Here is a 14,450-nt window from a genome sequence, read left to right on the forward strand (position 1 = left end):
TGATGATAAGCAAATAGATAATCTTTAACTATTCATTTTCTTTCTTATTTTCATCAGCTAAAAGCTGTTTATCATATATTTTAATAAATGGCATTAAAATAATGATATCTAAAGCAAACAGTACTGCCCATAAGATGATAGTACGTATATCTCCACCTGTAGATAAGAATAAATTAAATACTCCAGGTATTGTAAATGGAAGCACAATATGAATACTGTTTACCAGCTCAGCACTCATTGCGATATATCCAATCGTACATGTGATTACGTTTGCTATCATAATTGGTAAAGCTACTGTTACATTCATTACAATTGGTACACCAAAGGTTAGTGGTTCATTGATATTAAAAATATCTGGAACCAAGGCTACTTTGCGAATAGATTTCAAAGTTGCACTTTTTGCAACTAGGAAGAAGCATACCATCATAGCAGGATAAGACATCCAATTACCGAAAATTGTAAGGAATGCACCTGATAATGGTGTTGGTGTTCCCTGTCCTGTAATATAATACTGTGCATTTAATGCGATATTTGCAGTTGTGATTGGTGTTAATACTCCACCAATCATGTTGTTTCCGTGGATACCAAAGAACCAGAATAAGCTTAATAAAATACTTAACAAAATTACTGCAGGCAGTGAAGATGACGCAAACATCAATGGTTTGATAACTGTGAAAATTAATGCACAAAGATTATTACCACTTAAAGATGTACAAATTGCATTTAGTATAATCATTCCAATTGTTAATACTGCAGCAGGAATCAATGCTTCGAATGGAGCTGTTACATTAGGTGGAACAGAATCTGGCATTTTGATTTTAATGTTTTTCTTCATAAAGAAACGCATAACTTCTACAGTTACAAAGGCAACAATGATTGCGTAAAACATACCAACAGCTCCCAGGTTGTTCATCTGTGATACTAATCCAAGTTTTTCATCTGTAATTGGTGCAGCACTTGTTAACCAGAATACAAATAGTGCAATCAATGCGCTGGACATTCCATTCATTTTGTATTCTTTTGCTAATGCATAGGCTACAGCAAATACAACATAAACAGATATAGCTCCAATAGTTAAATTATAAGGCGCCATTAGAATTGCATTATTTGAAACTGCCCATGACTGCCATGCAAGTAAGAATTGGTTAAAGATATTAGTTGGTTGTAAGCCAGCTGATACAGGTGGTACAGCCAATAACATTGCAAATCCTCCGATAATCGTTAAAGGAATCGTAATTGTCATACCATCTTTTAAAGCAGATAAGTGTGGTTCAGCGTTTAGTTTTGTAGCAATTGGAAACAAAATTTCTTGAAGCCTATCTTGAAATTTTTCTACAAAGTGGTTCATAATTTTCTCCTTTTTCTTTTTCTTCATTTACTCTTAAATCTTTTGTTGAAACGTTTCACATCATCATTATAACATCGTTGTAAGCGTTGTCAATATTTGTTTACAATTTTTTTATTTTTTTTAACGATTGCTTTTCTTTAAAATTCAGCAAAAAAAAGACTGCATATATAGAAAATAAAGTTCTAAAATACAATCTTTTTCACCCATATTTTTTACTTCAAAATTATTTCCTCCAACGTTTTTCTAGGACGTGGTGATGGTTGTTCATCCGCATATCCAACCGCAATACCAGACACCAGTAAATCATCAGTTCTCCCTAATTCTTCGCATATTTCTTCTCTTGTATAAACCGTATCTGCAATCCATACAGAACCTAAACCTTCATCCACTGCCTTTAAACAAATATGTTCTATGGCTGCACCTACAGATAACAAGTCGCTTTGTATCCATTCTTCATCTTTTGGGATAAATACCAATATCAATACTGGCGCATTCTTGATGATATTTGCGGAATTTCTAGAACTATTCATATAGCCATGTAGTTCTACATCATTTTGTTCAAAAAGGTTTAACATAATATCCGCAACACGATTTTTTCTATCTTCTGTAAGTACCATGAACCTCCATGGTTGACGGTTTTTCGCTGATTGGCATAACCTTGCACAGTCTAATATCGCTGTAATTTTCTCTGTTTCCACTGCTCGTTGGTGAAACTTGCGTATACTTCTTCGATTTTGTATTACCTGATCAAATTCCATATGCATTATCCTCTCTTTTTCACTGGTATCCAGATTTCACTTTGGTAATCACTTGCTGACATATCACCTTTAGAATACCATTCTAGATTCATACATCCATCAAATACATATTCTGGATGTTGTGGCAGCCATTCTTTATAAATTTGTGTATTCACAGATTGTAAGGCAGCAGGTAATGGTCCACTGCAACGAAACTTCACATAAGTTGCTTCTGGTATATTATAAACGATCATTCCTCGTGGTACTTCTTCTCCATGATATTGTCCTGCCATCAGATATTGAAAACCATCTTTTACACTTCCATCATCGATACAGATACCAAATTCTCCGACAAAACATGTCTTTTTTAGTTCCGTAAATTCATTTGATTGTTCACAATATATTTTCGTTAATTCATTCCATGCTTGCGGGATATCTTGATAAGCTGTTTCCTGCTTGATATCTTTGATAAAACCAATCACTTTCATTGCCTCCATGTGTTCTATCGTGTAGTCCATTTCATTTCCTCCTTGTATTGTAATGGATATTCTTAGAGGCAGGAATGGTTTCAGTTTGCGATTATCTTTTTTCAATTGCATTGGTGATATACCATGAAAACGGGTAAATGCTTTTGTGAAGCTTTCTGGTGTATCATAATGATATTTATATGCCAGATCAATTACTTTATCATTACCATCAATAATATCTAATGCGGCCAGATATAGTCTTCTACATCTGATATATTCTCCAATAGAATAACCGGTAATGATTTTAAAACCCTTCTGAAAATAAAAGGATGACATATAAACGATATCTGTAAGATCATCTGCATGGATATCTTCATAGATATGATCTTCTATATATTTCAATGCTGTTGCTAAACTTTCTGTCCATTCCATATCCTTACCTCCTGATTACATTCTAATCCTTGGGATGATTTGTTTCCTGTAATTTTTTGTTTCTTTTTGTCGCTTCTATCTTATTGTACCTTTATCTTTTCATGATTTATATATTTAAATAAAAAAACTTGTTTGACTTTCTTTTGTTTACATCATAAAATGAAGAAAATATGGTCCAATAAAAGGATAGAAAAGAGAGGAACTTATCATATGATGTCTTATGAAGAATTTGTTGAAAAAGCAGAAAAAGATGAAGAATGGGCACCTGGATGGGAAGCGATTGATGAAGTATTTGATCATCTGTATCCAAATCAACAGCCAAAGCATTTTGCCACAAATATGACAGCACGTGCAATGTTTGGTGGTAATGAATATCTGGATGGATATTCTATTTACACTTCCGCCAATGGTTATCAGCATATCGTTACTTATGGGATGACAAATCTTTATTTTGAAAAGGATAAATATGGTCAGGAATGGAATCGCTGGGGTTATGAAATGACAATGAAACTGCCTGTAGAAGATGTTCAGGATTGTATGTGGGCACTAGATGTGCTATCTAATATGGCTCGATATACATACACAACCAATCGTTTCTTTGAACCTTATCAATTAATTGGAAATAAAGGACAACCTATTAAGTTACATACCGATACTGCCATTACAGCACTACTTACCATCGCAGATACTGAGGCTCATGGCGTAGATACCGTTTATGGTAGAACGGATTTCATTCAATTGGTTGGGATCACACAGCCCGAATATGAAATGCTAAGCAACAATGTGCCAAGAATCAAAGAATTTGTGGAGATATTACGTAAAAAATATCCTAATCTGGAAACTGATTTGAATCGAACAGAATCTATAGTATTTTAATAATACATGATTCTTATAATATATCACTATTTATTTAATATTCCAGATACAAACTACAGGCTTATCATTGCTTGTAGTTTTTTAGATAGAAAAAAGCGTAATTGCTTACGCCTTTGTAGATATTATTTTTGCGATTTCTTCCATATGATGCTCATTTGTACCACAACATCCACCAAAGATCTGTAGTCCTAACGTTTTTAAACGAGCCATGGATTTTGCCAATGCTTCTGGATCACTGCTTTGTAGTTCTTCACTTTGATCTAATAGATCATAATCTAATGGAGAGGTATTTGCCTGAATTCCTTTAAAACGCTCTTTCACGAGTTCATTTTGATTACATGGTTGTGTCAATGCTTCATAAACGATATCTGGATGAACACAATTATTCATATAACAAGCAGGTTTTCTCAATGTACATGCATCAATATAAGCAATCGCATCATGAATGGTAGTACCATCTATCAGTTTCCCATCTTTACGGATTGTAAAACTAATAATATATGGTAATTCGGTGTCTGATAAAGCTTGTGCCATACCACATGCTTCAGGTAAAGTTGGCATAATACCAGCATATAAGAAATCAACACCTGCCACTTTTAATGCATTCGCCTGCCAGCTGTGGAATGCTTTTGCTTCTTCTTGAGATAATGCGCCTTCCCCAGTATAAGCATCCCCTTTGCATCCCATTAAACCGCCAATATACGACTTTGCTTTCGCATCCTTTGCGACTTCTTTTAAGAACTTTACATTTTCCACTAGTAATCGTTCATCATATGCAGCTTTTTCAATACGTTCTTTATTAGCTCTGCGCGTCGGTGTCGTCAGTAGAATTTCTAAATCATAACGCCTTGCGATATCAAGATATTGATTCCATAACACCTTCAATGCTTGTTTGCTTTTGGTATCATAGATCAAAGCTCCCATATCCACAAATTCGTTGAATTCTATTTGATACTCCCTTTTTAAGCGTTCTTTTAATGCGCCTTCCATTAATACACATCGTTCCATTTCTATCTCCTTCTTATTTACTTTGTATATGCTTCTTTATTCAAAACCCCTTGATCATATAAATACTGTTTCACTTCATCTGTGGCACGTTCTGCCTCAAACGCATATGTTTTTTCATAGATCTGCGTTGTGATTCCAACGGTATCATATAATTTTTTTAAGATACGAGAAAATTCTTCCTGATCAATGTGATTACTTACTTCCAAAAAGTAAAAATCTTTCCATTCATCACTAACAATATCAAAGATTTCTTCTACACTTTGACATGCATCAATGGCATCTTTTACTTCTTGAGTACCGCATGATGCAAAATCGGTTTCTATAATTTTGTTCAAAAATGGATATACCTGTTTTTCAGGATCATCTTTCTTTGGTCTGGTTTCTCCATAAGATAATTTATACTTCCATAAAAATTCTTTGTGACTTTGTAAATCCATCTGCTATTCCCCTTTTCTTTTACATCATATACTCATATGGATCATGACTTAAACATACAGCGATAATTACACATGTTTCTACTTTGATATATCTTCAGGTGATATCCATCCAAAGTGTAAACATGCTTTTTGGATACCATCCTCATCACTTCGATCTGTTACATAAGTTGCTAGTGCTTTTAATTCATCAATCGCATTGCCAACTGCTATCGACATAGGTGCCTGTTGAAACATTTTGATATCATTTTCTCCATCCCCAAATACCACAACATCCTCAATTGGTTCTTTTAAAATTTCCATCATTTTTTTGATACCCTTGAATTTATCATCTGGTTCTATCATAACATAGGCATCATCATATCGCTGTGGTACCAAATCAGGGAAAGAAGTTAACTTTTTCTGTTCTTCCTTATTTACATAGATCATTAAACGTTTCACCTGTGTTAAGTGTTCAGGATCAAAATCTGCTTCTTGTATAAACTGACTTAAAAAGTCATTATCTAATTTAGGCAGTGCCTTCATATCTTTTGTTAGGAAGTAGAAATCATCTGCCTGAGATATACAATAAGGAAATCCAAATGCAATGCATTCTCTTAATAACTCTTTTACATGAGCCTGATCCAAAGGTTCATTGTATATCTTTTCACCTTCATAAACAACGGTGTTCCCACCATTACAAATAAAGGAATCTATTTCTAAATCTTTTGCGACATCCTTACTCATCGCATATGGTCTTCCAGTCGCAATTGCCACTACATGACCGTTCTTTTTTAAAGCTTTTAATGTATTTCTGGCAGAATCAGGAATAAAGCTTCCCATACCTCCTGTTGTTAATGTGCCATCAATATCAAAAAATAAAAATTTCTTTTCCATACCAATACCTCTTTCTTCATCCACTATTATACAGGATTTTTTCCAGTTTCTTACAAGATAAAGAAAAAGAAACAGTTTTTTACTGTTCCTTCGTACTTATAATTTTGGTTTTTCCTACATAATCATGAATCATACGTCTGGAATCGGTTTTCAGTGCAATCAAAATAGATATGATACATAAAACGGAACTGACACATTTTAATGGTAAAATAATATTTACCTGTGCGATCAAAACAACAATCTGGAAAATATAATTTCCTACTGCCACAAGACTTGCTTCTAAAAGAAATCTTCCTAATACTTCTCTTTTCAGCATTGTCTTAAAATCAACATCACTTCCATCAAGTTTTACAACTTTCACATCCATAAATTTCTTACCATAGGTCTGTCCTTTATGAACTTTTACTGGAATATACACATAATAAATCATCGCAAACAGAAGGCTCAATCCACCTGCGATCAGTGCATAAGTGATAGTAGGGAAAGTTAGTAGATTTTGATTTAATTCTGTAGATTTCGTGTAAGACATATACATAAATACCGTTGGGAATGCAGTCACAAAGCTACCAAGTACCCAGTCAATGATATATGCGAATGCTCTTGTTGTCATATCTACGTTTGTTTGTTCATTATCCAATTTAGAAAATAGCTTGAAATACCATTTTACACGAATGGACTGTGTGTCTTTCATTGATTGTTCCATATATTGAACATCTCCTTTAAATAACCTGTATTTTTTAGTGGTCTATACCACTTGCAACTACAGTATACCACAGATGAAAGCGCATTCCAAGTCCTTTTTTTATAATTTGTGATACCGCTATGATTTCTTTAAAGCGTAACTTCGATACCCTTCTTTCACGTCCACGATATTACGAAGTGGTTCTTCATTTTTAAAAGCTTCCAGATTTTCACAAAGAATATCCACAAAGATATCTTTGGTTTTTGGTAATTGGAATGTTCCTGAAATATGTGGTGTGATAATGATATTTTCCTCTTTCCAGATAGGATGATCTGCAGGAATTGGCTCTGTATCACAAACATCCAGCACAGCACCTAAAATTTTCTTTTCTTTTACTGCATTTACCACATCCATTGTTTCCACAACATCACCTCGACCAACGTTTGCCCAGATGGCTGTTTCTTTCATTAAATCAAAATATTCTCCATGAAAGCTTTTTCTGGTTTCTTCTGTACTAGGTAATGCCATAACGACAACATCAGCTTTTGGTAATACATCTTCGATTTGATCCATGGTATATAATTGATCAATGTATTCTACAGATTGTTCTATGTGTTTTTTGATTCCTATCGTATAACCACCCAGTGCTTTGATTCGTTTCGCAAATTCTATTCCAAGATTGCCCAATCCCACAATTAAGAATGTCGATCCATAGATAGAATAAATAGGTCCTTCTATCTGCCATTTTGCCTGTTCTTGGTTTCTAACATATAAATTCATATTACGCATCAACATTAAGATCGTACAAATCAAATACTCGCTGATGGTCAAACCGAAGCTGCCTGTTGCATTGGTTAGTACACAGCCTTCTGGTAATAATCCTGCTTTACAATAGTGTTCACTTCCTGCACTATCTAGCTGTAGCCATTTTAAATTCTTTGCATATGGCAAAAGTTCAAAAGGCGGGCGTCCTACGATTACCTCTACATCTTTGATTTCTTCTTTGTTCAATTCTTTTGAGAATACATACTCGTATCCCTTTGGTAAGCGTTCTTTTTGTGCCTGTGTTAATTCTGTTAATACCCATGTTTTCATATTGATCATTCCTCTCTATTCATTTTCTAAAAATCCTGTCATATATAATGGTAAATATAACAACTTACCATCTTTTTCTATATTACCTTTACAAAAAACGATTGCCTGATCCATATCCGCATATTGCGACATAAATCGATCAAGCGATGGATGCTTTTTATAATCATCCCCTGATTTTACCTCAATAGGCAATATGCCTCCTTGATATTGTATCAAAAAATCAATCTCCATTTGTAATGGCTTTTTACAATCATAATAGTAAATATTGAATCCCTTTTTTAATATTCCGGCAGCAACATCATTTTCCACAACAGCTCCATTGTTTATTGTTAATTCTCCTTTTAAAATATTAGGCTGTATCCTACCATAACTCATTGCGGTTAAAAGTCCTGAATCGCATATGAATAATTTAAACAAATTACGTTTTTGATTAAACGATAATGGTAATTGTGGCTGCGTAACATTACAACACATGCTTGCAATACCAGCATCATTCAGCCATGTGATGGCACCTTCATAGCTTCGTAAAGCTGGTTCCGCTGTTAAGCTGCTGAAGTAAAATCTTTGATTTTTTTTATTTAATTGTTCTGGAATCGCCTCAAAAATTTCTTTAACTTTGGCTTTTTTTCCTTCTGCATACTTTAATATATCATCGCGATAAGAAGCGATAATATCCTTTTGTATACGGATGACTTCATTAATGTCATATGTTTCAATAAATTCATTCACAACATTAGGCATACCACCAACGATAAGATATTGATAATATAACTTCATCATTTTATCATGTATAAATGCTGGGACTGGACGTTGATCTTTGAAGCACTGTTTTAATTCTTGGATAACATCTTCGCCGATATGATTTGCCCACATAAACTCTTCAAAATCCAAAGAGTGCATCCTTATATGTTCTTCAAAGCCAACGGGATAAGATGATACATCTTTATAATTGATTCCAAGTAAGGAGCCTGATTCTATAAAATCATAACGTCCATCCTCCACAAGAAATTTTATTGCGGTTCTTGCTTGTGGACATGATTGAATTTCGTCAAAAAATATGAGCGTCTTGCCAGGTTTCATTGGACCTAGTCCCATTGCGGACATATTCATATAAATTGTCTTAGGCTCTAAATCATCCATGAAGATATCTTTTAATTTTGGATTTCGCTCAAAGTTTAATTCTATAAATGATTCATAATGTTGTTTTGCGAATGAGCGAATGGAAGTTGTTTTCCCTACCTGCCTGGCACCTTCTACCAATAAAGCTTGTTTATGTCTACGGTTTTTCCATTGTATTAAATCACTCTCAATTTTCCTTTTTAGCATGATTTATCATCTCTTTTCTATCTAAAGTATACCCTTATTCCATGTTTTTCTCAATCATCATAAATATAAATTACATGTTATTCTAATATTTTTATTTATTTTTCCCATGTTTTTCTGATGCTTTATCATCCTTTTCACCATTTTTTTCTATAACATAAAAAGGAAGGACTTTGCCTTCCTGATCATTATGCTTCTAATTTTATTTCCATTAACGCTTCTCTTGCATTTACAATACTTTGTGCAATTAATTGATCAATATCCTCTGTATAATCTTTGGATAGTGCAATTTCCATTAATACTGGAAAATTGATTCCGGTCAATGCCTTTACATGATCGTATTGAAAGGTTGCCAAAGCGGCGGCTTTAAATGGAGAACCACCAGGTAAATCTGTTAAGATAATCACTTTATCATTTTCAAACTTATCAATTTCTTTATTTAATTGTTCGCAAAGATCTTCAAAAGATGTTCCTTCTTGAAAGTCAATACTTACCAGTCCTTCACATTCTCCATTTAATAATCGAAGTGCACTATGCATACCACTCGCAAAATTTCCATGTCCTACTAAAATCAGTCCTGTCATATTAACCTTCTTTCTTTGCTCTTGCGCACTTTACTCCATTCATAAAGATTTCTGCACGTTTTGGGTCAATTGGATTTTTCATATCACCATTTTTTACCCATGTCGCCACCGATACACCATCATAATATTCTAGTAATTCTGTGATATTATCTCCAGTAGCTCCACCGCCTAAAATAACAGGTGTATCAGGTAGTTTTTTTCTAACTGCCTGTATCATTTCTAGACTTTCCTGTTTTGTTTTACCTGAAACAAATAATCCATCCGCAAATGCTTCATGTACCGCTTCCCATGCTGCAGCATCAATTGGTTTGCCACCTAGAGGTACGCCATGCACCTCCTGAATATCTGCATATACAGGGACTTTTGAACGTATTCTTTTTCTTAGTTGTGCAATTTCTACACACTGGCCTTCCAAGATACCTGCACTTGTCACATTCGCTCCAGTAAATAGATGTTCCACTCTGACAAAATCTGCATTTACAGCATCCGCAACTGCAAGACTTGCGACACCATCCCAATTTACAAGAATACCTAGAACCAGATAAGGGTAATGCTGTTTAATTTCAAACGCGATCCTTGTCATATAGGCGATTGCTTCAGGTGGTGCAATTTGTTTAATCGGCATATCATTCATATTTTGTAGAATTACACCATCAAAGCCATTATCTACAACCATCTGTGTTTCATCTAAAACTTCTTTGACAATATCATCTATGGTTTTATCTACATGACGATAACTACCAGGTAATGGACTTGGCTGTATCATCGCAAATGCAGTACAATTTGGTTTAAACATCTTCTTCACCTCTTAATTCTTTTATATATTGCATAGCAGTATCATATAACTGTATACTTGGAATTACCCCCTTTTCAGTGATAAAACCTTTGATATGTTCTGGACAAACACCAAGTAATTCTGGTGTATGATAATCAATATCTTTATGATTATCAGGATCTGCCACATCTTGTAACTTATCCTTTAAATCATTGATTACAGTCTTTTTTTCTTTTCCATATACTGGTCTGACATCTAGTTTTATGAGCGGTGATATAAAATATAATGGTTTTTTATAATAATCACATATCAACCCTACAATGTCTGACCCAGTTGTATTAAATCCAGTACCATCGGGATAAATGGATTCAGCACCCATGAATGCGCCATCACATTCTTTCATGTAATACATTAAACTTGCATCAGGTATGAAGTGAATCTGATGCCCTGCTTCTATACAAGGTTTTACAAACGGCTTTCCTCCATTGATAACGCGGCTTTCTGCGATATAGATTTTCTTACCAGCCTGCAATCCTCTTAAAAATGCTTCAACAGTACTTGAATAATCGTATACTAAAATATTCTGCATACGATTTCCTATTTCCACAGCATAGGATACTGCCTGATCAATTGCCTTTTTATTACTTTTCGCATATGAATCTTTCACATCAATAATTGCTTGTACAACTTCAGATGACTGTTCATGATTTGTATGATGATGAATACCTTTTATCATCTGATAAATTGCATTGGTAATTGCCTGACTTGCTTCACCTCTTGTTGCGATAAAAAAGTTACATACTTCATCGATTCTTTGAATCATTTCTTCTATATTACCATTTGTTTTATACTCTAAAGCAATCTGCTCAATCATATTGCCAATCATTTTGATATGGGTGCTTGCTCCTAATACTTTTTGTGTTACAATATCATCAAAATCCTGCACCACACTTTTTGGTAAAGCGGCTCTCGCCTTTTCTTTATCTACAACATACATAACTTCACCCCTGTCTTAAAAGTTGTTTTGCATTATCATGAAAATAAGCCTGTCTTGTATCTTTACTTAATGGGAATAAATCAAATATTTCAATTGCATTTCTCGTAAATCGTTCAGGATAACTACTTCCAAACAGAATTTTATTTTCCGGTAATTGTTGAAATGCTTTTCTTAGTATCTGCATTTCATATTGATTACTGGTTTCAATCCATGCATTATCATTTCGTTTTACAATATCAACACAGCTATAACCATAATCAAAGCACCCCATATGAAGAAAGATAAATGGAATATCTGGATATCTGTTTACATAGATTTCCCATTGATGAGGAAGTGCTTTGGCACCAATACCAGAAAATACTTTTACTGGAAGTTTTCTTTCTTGAATCAATGAAAATACTTCATCTAAAACAGGACAATCATCTGGCGCATATCCATGTTCATAAGAATTAAATTCTATCATTTGTATTTCTGGTGTTGCACATGCTAATTTTGTATCTTCAATAATTGTAGATAGAGAAGGATTCAATAAAGCACATCCAATCAAACGCGCAGGATAGGTTTTTACTGCTTCCGCAATCTGTTGTATTCCTTCCTGTATACCATCTACCCGTAAATCTGAAATTACTCGTTTTTGTATCTGAAAGCGATCCATATCTGCTAGAAGTTTTTCCAGCAGATATACGCCATTTTCTTTTTCGATATGAGAATGAATATCAATCATTCCTATACGCCTCCTTTATTATCCTAAGATACCTGCATATACTCCAAGAATTGCGACAACCATCGTAATAAAAATTAATTTAACTGCAGAAATCTTTTTCTTTGTGACGAAATAATACATTAAAAATGTGTAAGCTAATCCCAGAACACCTGGCATTAAACCATCTAATGTTTCCTGAATTTTGATAACTGTATCACCTGATGCTATTTCAATAGGTATATTCATAACAACTAAAGCTGGAATAAATCCTCCGACAATGGTGTATGCCGCAATTGCCGCAATATCTGTTATTTTTGAAATTAATCCACTTGAATTAATCTTTTCTACTAGTTTAATTCCTTGTTTATATCCCTGGAAAACACCTAAATATCGAATACCCAAAGATACAATACTCATACCAATAACGAAGAAGATTGGGCCAATCCAGCCTAATTTTGCATTCACTAAGGAAATCGCAAGACTTGCTAAAATTGGACGAGCTGTACCATTTAATAAGGAATCTCCCAAGCCAGCAAGTGGACCCATCAGGGCTGTTTTTACTGCATTGATTGCACCTGGATCCATATCAGGATCATTAGCGTGCATTTCTTCCATTGCTGCTGCGATACCTACAGGGATGGCACTGGTAATATCATTAGTTAAGAAGTACTCCATATGACGTTCATAAGCTTCCAGTTTTTCTTCATCTGTATCATAAACTTTTTCAATAACTGGCATCATTGCTTGGGTAAAACCAGCATTTTGTTGACGTTCATAGTTATTCGCTCCACGAATGGTCAATTGTCCAAAGAATACTTTCCATAAATCTTTCTTTGTTAATTTTTTATTATTTTCCATATGATTTACTCCTCTCCCTCACTTTGATCAGCTAATTTAAAGTAAAAGTATAATGCCGCAAAAACCACAGCTAATAATGCGATACCGACCATATTGATCTTTAAATATGCTGCAAAGAAGAAGCCTAAGAATAAGAACGGCCACATTGTTCGATTCTTAATAGAACTTAATAACAATGCAAATCCCACCGCGCCAACCATGTTGCCACCAACGGATAAACCTGTGATGATCTTATCAGGAATGGCCTTGATAATTGCTGCTACAAAATCAGCACCATAATATACTGCTAGAAACGTTGGCACGCCATATAATAAGGCATTCATTGCCATGGTATAGACAATATTATTCATTACCAGACCTCTGGTATTTAATTTTTCTATTGAATTTTCTGCACGATGCATAAACCATACATTAATAACAGAGTTCTGTACAGTTTCAGCAATTTGACCGATAAATGATACAGGAAGAGCAGTAGCAACAGCTAAATCTGTACCACCTCCTCCAAGAATTGCAACTGCGGTAGCGATTGCTGTAGAAATAGTAGGATTTGGTGGAACTGCTGTACCAACAAAGATAACAGCAAGAAACATCAATTCTACTGTAACACCAACTTGAGGTCCTGTTTGAAAATCGCCCATAATTGCCCCTACAACCGGTCCTATAAATATTGGACGGAAAATATGTGTCTGTGTTGTATGTGCATCAATAAATGCAATCGTTACAGCAACTGCCACAAGCAATGCCTGTAAAAATAAACTCATAATTTTATCCCTTTCCTTTCTTTTATAGTAAATGAACTAGAATTTTTTTCTGTTCATTAGGTACTGCACGAACTTCTACTTCAACTTTTTCTGCCAGTTTGCGGATATCAGCTTCTTCTTCCTCATTCAACCAGCAGTTGCCAAGAATTTTTCTTTTTCCTTTTTTCATATTGATATTTCCAACATTAATACTCTTTACATCTTTACAACTATCAATCAGATATAGTGCCTGTTTTGGCCCTCTTACTAATAATAAAGTTTTTGTATCTGATGTATCTGTTTCAATCATCTGCTTTGCTTCTTCTAAATTTTTAATGATCAGCTTCACGTTTTTAGGTGTTGCCATCTTCAATAATGATTGTTGAAGTGTATCTTTTGCTGCAGCATCATCACATACCAAAATCTGTTTTGCATCAGAATGAGCAATCCATGCAGTAACAACCTGTCCATGAATTAAACGATCATCAATACGGAATGTAGTAATATTCATAAAA

The 14,450-nt window shown here is 34.4% G+C and carries 17 protein-coding genes; 1 reads left to right on the forward strand and 16 read right to left on the reverse strand.

All coding sequences use genetic code 11. The annotated features are described in order from the left end of the window. Window positions 1–28: 28 nt before the first annotated feature. The 3 genes from DW761_RS00120 to DW761_RS00130 form a co-directional block, all read right to left on the reverse strand. The gene (locus tag DW761_RS00120; RefSeq protein ID WP_117451476.1) at window positions 29–1,348 is read right to left on the reverse strand and encodes a PTS sugar transporter subunit IIC; all 1,320 of its coding nucleotides are present in this window, start codon (window positions 1,346–1,348) and stop codon (window positions 29–31) included. A gap of 212 nt (window positions 1,349–1,560) precedes the next feature. Beyond that, entirely contained in the window at window positions 1,561–2,106 is a 546-nt protein-coding gene (locus DW761_RS00125) for a nitroreductase family protein (RefSeq protein ID WP_117516289.1), read from the reverse strand. A 5-nt stretch (window positions 2,107–2,111) separates the two neighbouring features. Further along, window positions 2,112–2,984, reverse strand: a complete 873-nt coding sequence (locus DW761_RS00130; protein WP_117516060.1) for an AraC family transcriptional regulator — start codon at window positions 2,982–2,984, stop codon at window positions 2,112–2,114. A gap of 159 nt (window positions 2,985–3,143) precedes the next feature. On the opposite strand from DW761_RS00130, the gene DW761_RS00135 reads away from it, so the two are divergent. Next, entirely contained in the window at window positions 3,144–3,860 is a 717-nt protein-coding gene (locus DW761_RS00135) for a suppressor of fused domain protein (protein ID WP_233512985.1), read from the forward strand. A gap of 105 nt (window positions 3,861–3,965) precedes the next feature. On the opposite strand, the gene DW761_RS00140 is transcribed toward DW761_RS00135, so the two are convergent. The 13 genes from DW761_RS00140 to DW761_RS00200 form a co-directional block, all read right to left on the reverse strand. After that, window positions 3,966–4,868, reverse strand: a complete 903-nt coding sequence (locus tag DW761_RS00140; RefSeq protein WP_199485562.1) for a homocysteine S-methyltransferase family protein — start codon at window positions 4,866–4,868, stop codon at window positions 3,966–3,968. A 17-nt stretch (window positions 4,869–4,885) separates the two neighbouring features. Next, window positions 4,886–5,305 carry a hypothetical protein gene (locus tag DW761_RS00145; protein WP_117451470.1) on the reverse strand — a complete coding sequence of 140 codons (420 nt, stop codon included), beginning with the start codon at window positions 5,303–5,305 and terminating at the stop codon, window positions 4,886–4,888. A gap of 78 nt (window positions 5,306–5,383) precedes the next feature. Beyond that, complete coding sequence (locus DW761_RS00150) at window positions 5,384–6,178, reverse strand: HAD family hydrolase (protein WP_117516061.1); 795 nt, start codon at window positions 6,176–6,178, stop codon at window positions 5,384–5,386. 79 nt (window positions 6,179–6,257) lie between these two features. Continuing rightward, window positions 6,258–6,881, reverse strand: coding sequence for an RDD family protein (locus DW761_RS00155; RefSeq protein WP_233509515.1), 624 nt, complete (start codon window positions 6,879–6,881; stop codon window positions 6,258–6,260). Between the two features lie 117 nt (window positions 6,882–6,998). Then, entirely contained in the window at window positions 6,999–7,955 is a 957-nt protein-coding gene (locus tag DW761_RS00160; protein ID WP_233512986.1) for a D-2-hydroxyacid dehydrogenase, read from the reverse strand. A gap of 15 nt (window positions 7,956–7,970) precedes the next feature. After that, window positions 7,971–9,281 carry an ATP-binding protein gene (locus DW761_RS00165; protein ID WP_117516063.1) on the reverse strand — a complete coding sequence of 437 codons (1,311 nt, stop codon included), beginning with the start codon at window positions 9,279–9,281 and terminating at the stop codon, window positions 7,971–7,973. 185 nt (window positions 9,282–9,466) lie between these two features. Beyond that, window positions 9,467–9,862 (reverse strand): PTS sugar transporter subunit IIA, encoded by a 396-nt coding sequence (locus DW761_RS00170; protein ID WP_117451462.1) that lies wholly within the window; start codon window positions 9,860–9,862, stop codon window positions 9,467–9,469. 1 nt (window position 9,863) lies between these two features. Then, a complete protein-coding gene (locus tag DW761_RS00175) occupies window positions 9,864–10,658 on the reverse strand; it encodes a BtpA/SgcQ family protein (protein ID WP_117516064.1) in 795 nt (264 codons plus the stop codon). After that, the gene (locus DW761_RS00180; RefSeq protein WP_117516065.1) at window positions 10,651–11,634 is read right to left on the reverse strand and encodes a hypothetical protein; all 984 of its coding nucleotides are present in this window, start codon (window positions 11,632–11,634) and stop codon (window positions 10,651–10,653) included. The genes DW761_RS00175 and DW761_RS00180 overlap by 8 nt, the downstream gene beginning before the upstream one ends. Window positions 11,635–11,638: 4 nt before the next feature. Then, window positions 11,639–12,358, reverse strand: coding sequence for an amidohydrolase family protein (locus DW761_RS00185; protein WP_117516066.1), 720 nt, complete (start codon window positions 12,356–12,358; stop codon window positions 11,639–11,641). An 18-nt stretch (window positions 12,359–12,376) separates the two neighbouring features. After that, window positions 12,377–13,195 carry a PTS system mannose/fructose/sorbose family transporter subunit IID gene (locus DW761_RS00190; protein WP_117451455.1) on the reverse strand — a complete coding sequence of 273 codons (819 nt, stop codon included), beginning with the start codon at window positions 13,193–13,195 and terminating at the stop codon, window positions 12,377–12,379. A gap of 5 nt (window positions 13,196–13,200) precedes the next feature. Continuing rightward, window positions 13,201–13,956 (reverse strand): PTS mannose/fructose/sorbose/N-acetylgalactosamine transporter subunit IIC, encoded by a 756-nt coding sequence (locus DW761_RS00195; protein ID WP_117516067.1) that lies wholly within the window; start codon window positions 13,954–13,956, stop codon window positions 13,201–13,203. Between the two features lie 22 nt (window positions 13,957–13,978). Then, window positions 13,979–14,446, reverse strand: coding sequence for a PTS system mannose/fructose/N-acetylgalactosamine-transporter subunit IIB (locus DW761_RS00200; RefSeq protein ID WP_117451451.1), 468 nt, complete (start codon window positions 14,444–14,446; stop codon window positions 13,979–13,981). Between the last annotated feature and the right edge of the window lie 4 nt (window positions 14,447–14,450).

Source organism: Absiella sp. AM29-15 (genome assembly GCF_003434225.1).
Taxonomy (GTDB): Bacteria; Bacillota_I; Bacilli_A; order Erysipelotrichales; family Erysipelotrichaceae; genus Hoskinsella; species Hoskinsella hominis.

Bases quoted from the DNA above. Each gene is read 5' to 3' on its own strand.
- DW761_RS00140 (WP_199485562.1), bottom strand. From the start codon at position 4,868: ATGGAACGATGTGTATTAATGGAAGGCGCATTAAAAGAACGCTTAAAA.
- DW761_RS00200 (WP_117451451.1), bottom strand. From the start codon at position 14,446: ATGAATATTACTACATTCCGTATTGATGATCGTTTAATTCATGGACAG.
- DW761_RS00180 (WP_117516065.1), bottom strand. From the start codon at position 11,634: ATGTATGTTGTAGATAAAGAAAAGGCGAGAGCCGCTTTACCAAAAAGT.
- DW761_RS00155 (WP_233509515.1), bottom strand. From the start codon at position 6,881: ATGGAACAATCAATGAAAGACACACAGTCCATTCGTGTAAAATGGTAT.
- DW761_RS00175 (WP_117516064.1), bottom strand. From the start codon at position 10,658: ATGTTTAAACCAAATTGTACTGCATTTGCGATGATACAGCCAAGTCCA.
- DW761_RS00150 (WP_117516061.1), bottom strand. From the start codon at position 6,178: ATGGAAAAGAAATTTTTATTTTTTGATATTGATGGCACATTAACAACA.
- DW761_RS00125 (WP_117516289.1), bottom strand. From the start codon at position 2,106: ATGGAATTTGATCAGGTAATACAAAATCGAAGAAGTATACGCAAGTTT.
- DW761_RS00185 (WP_117516066.1), bottom strand. From the start codon at position 12,358: ATGATTGATATTCATTCTCATATCGAAAAAGAAAATGGCGTATATCTG.
- DW761_RS00195 (WP_117516067.1), bottom strand. From the start codon at position 13,956: ATGAGTTTATTTTTACAGGCATTGCTTGTGGCAGTTGCTGTAACGATT.
- DW761_RS00160 (WP_233512986.1), bottom strand. From the start codon at position 7,955: ATGAAAACATGGGTATTAACAGAATTAACACAGGCACAAAAAGAACGC.
- DW761_RS00165 (WP_117516063.1), bottom strand. From the start codon at position 9,281: ATGCTAAAAAGGAAAATTGAGAGTGATTTAATACAATGGAAAAACCGT.
- DW761_RS00130 (WP_117516060.1), bottom strand. From the start codon at position 2,984: ATGGAATGGACAGAAAGTTTAGCAACAGCATTGAAATATATAGAAGAT.
- DW761_RS00170 (WP_117451462.1), bottom strand. From the start codon at position 9,862: ATGACAGGACTGATTTTAGTAGGACATGGAAATTTTGCGAGTGGTATG.
- DW761_RS00135 (WP_233512985.1), top strand. From the start codon at position 3,144: ATGAAGAAAATATGGTCCAATAAAAGGATAGAAAAGAGAGGAACTTAT.
- DW761_RS00145 (WP_117451470.1), bottom strand. From the start codon at position 5,305: ATGGATTTACAAAGTCACAAAGAATTTTTATGGAAGTATAAATTATCT.
- DW761_RS00120 (WP_117451476.1), bottom strand. From the start codon at position 1,348: ATGAACCACTTTGTAGAAAAATTTCAAGATAGGCTTCAAGAAATTTTG.
- DW761_RS00190 (WP_117451455.1), bottom strand. From the start codon at position 13,195: ATGGAAAATAATAAAAAATTAACAAAGAAAGATTTATGGAAAGTATTC.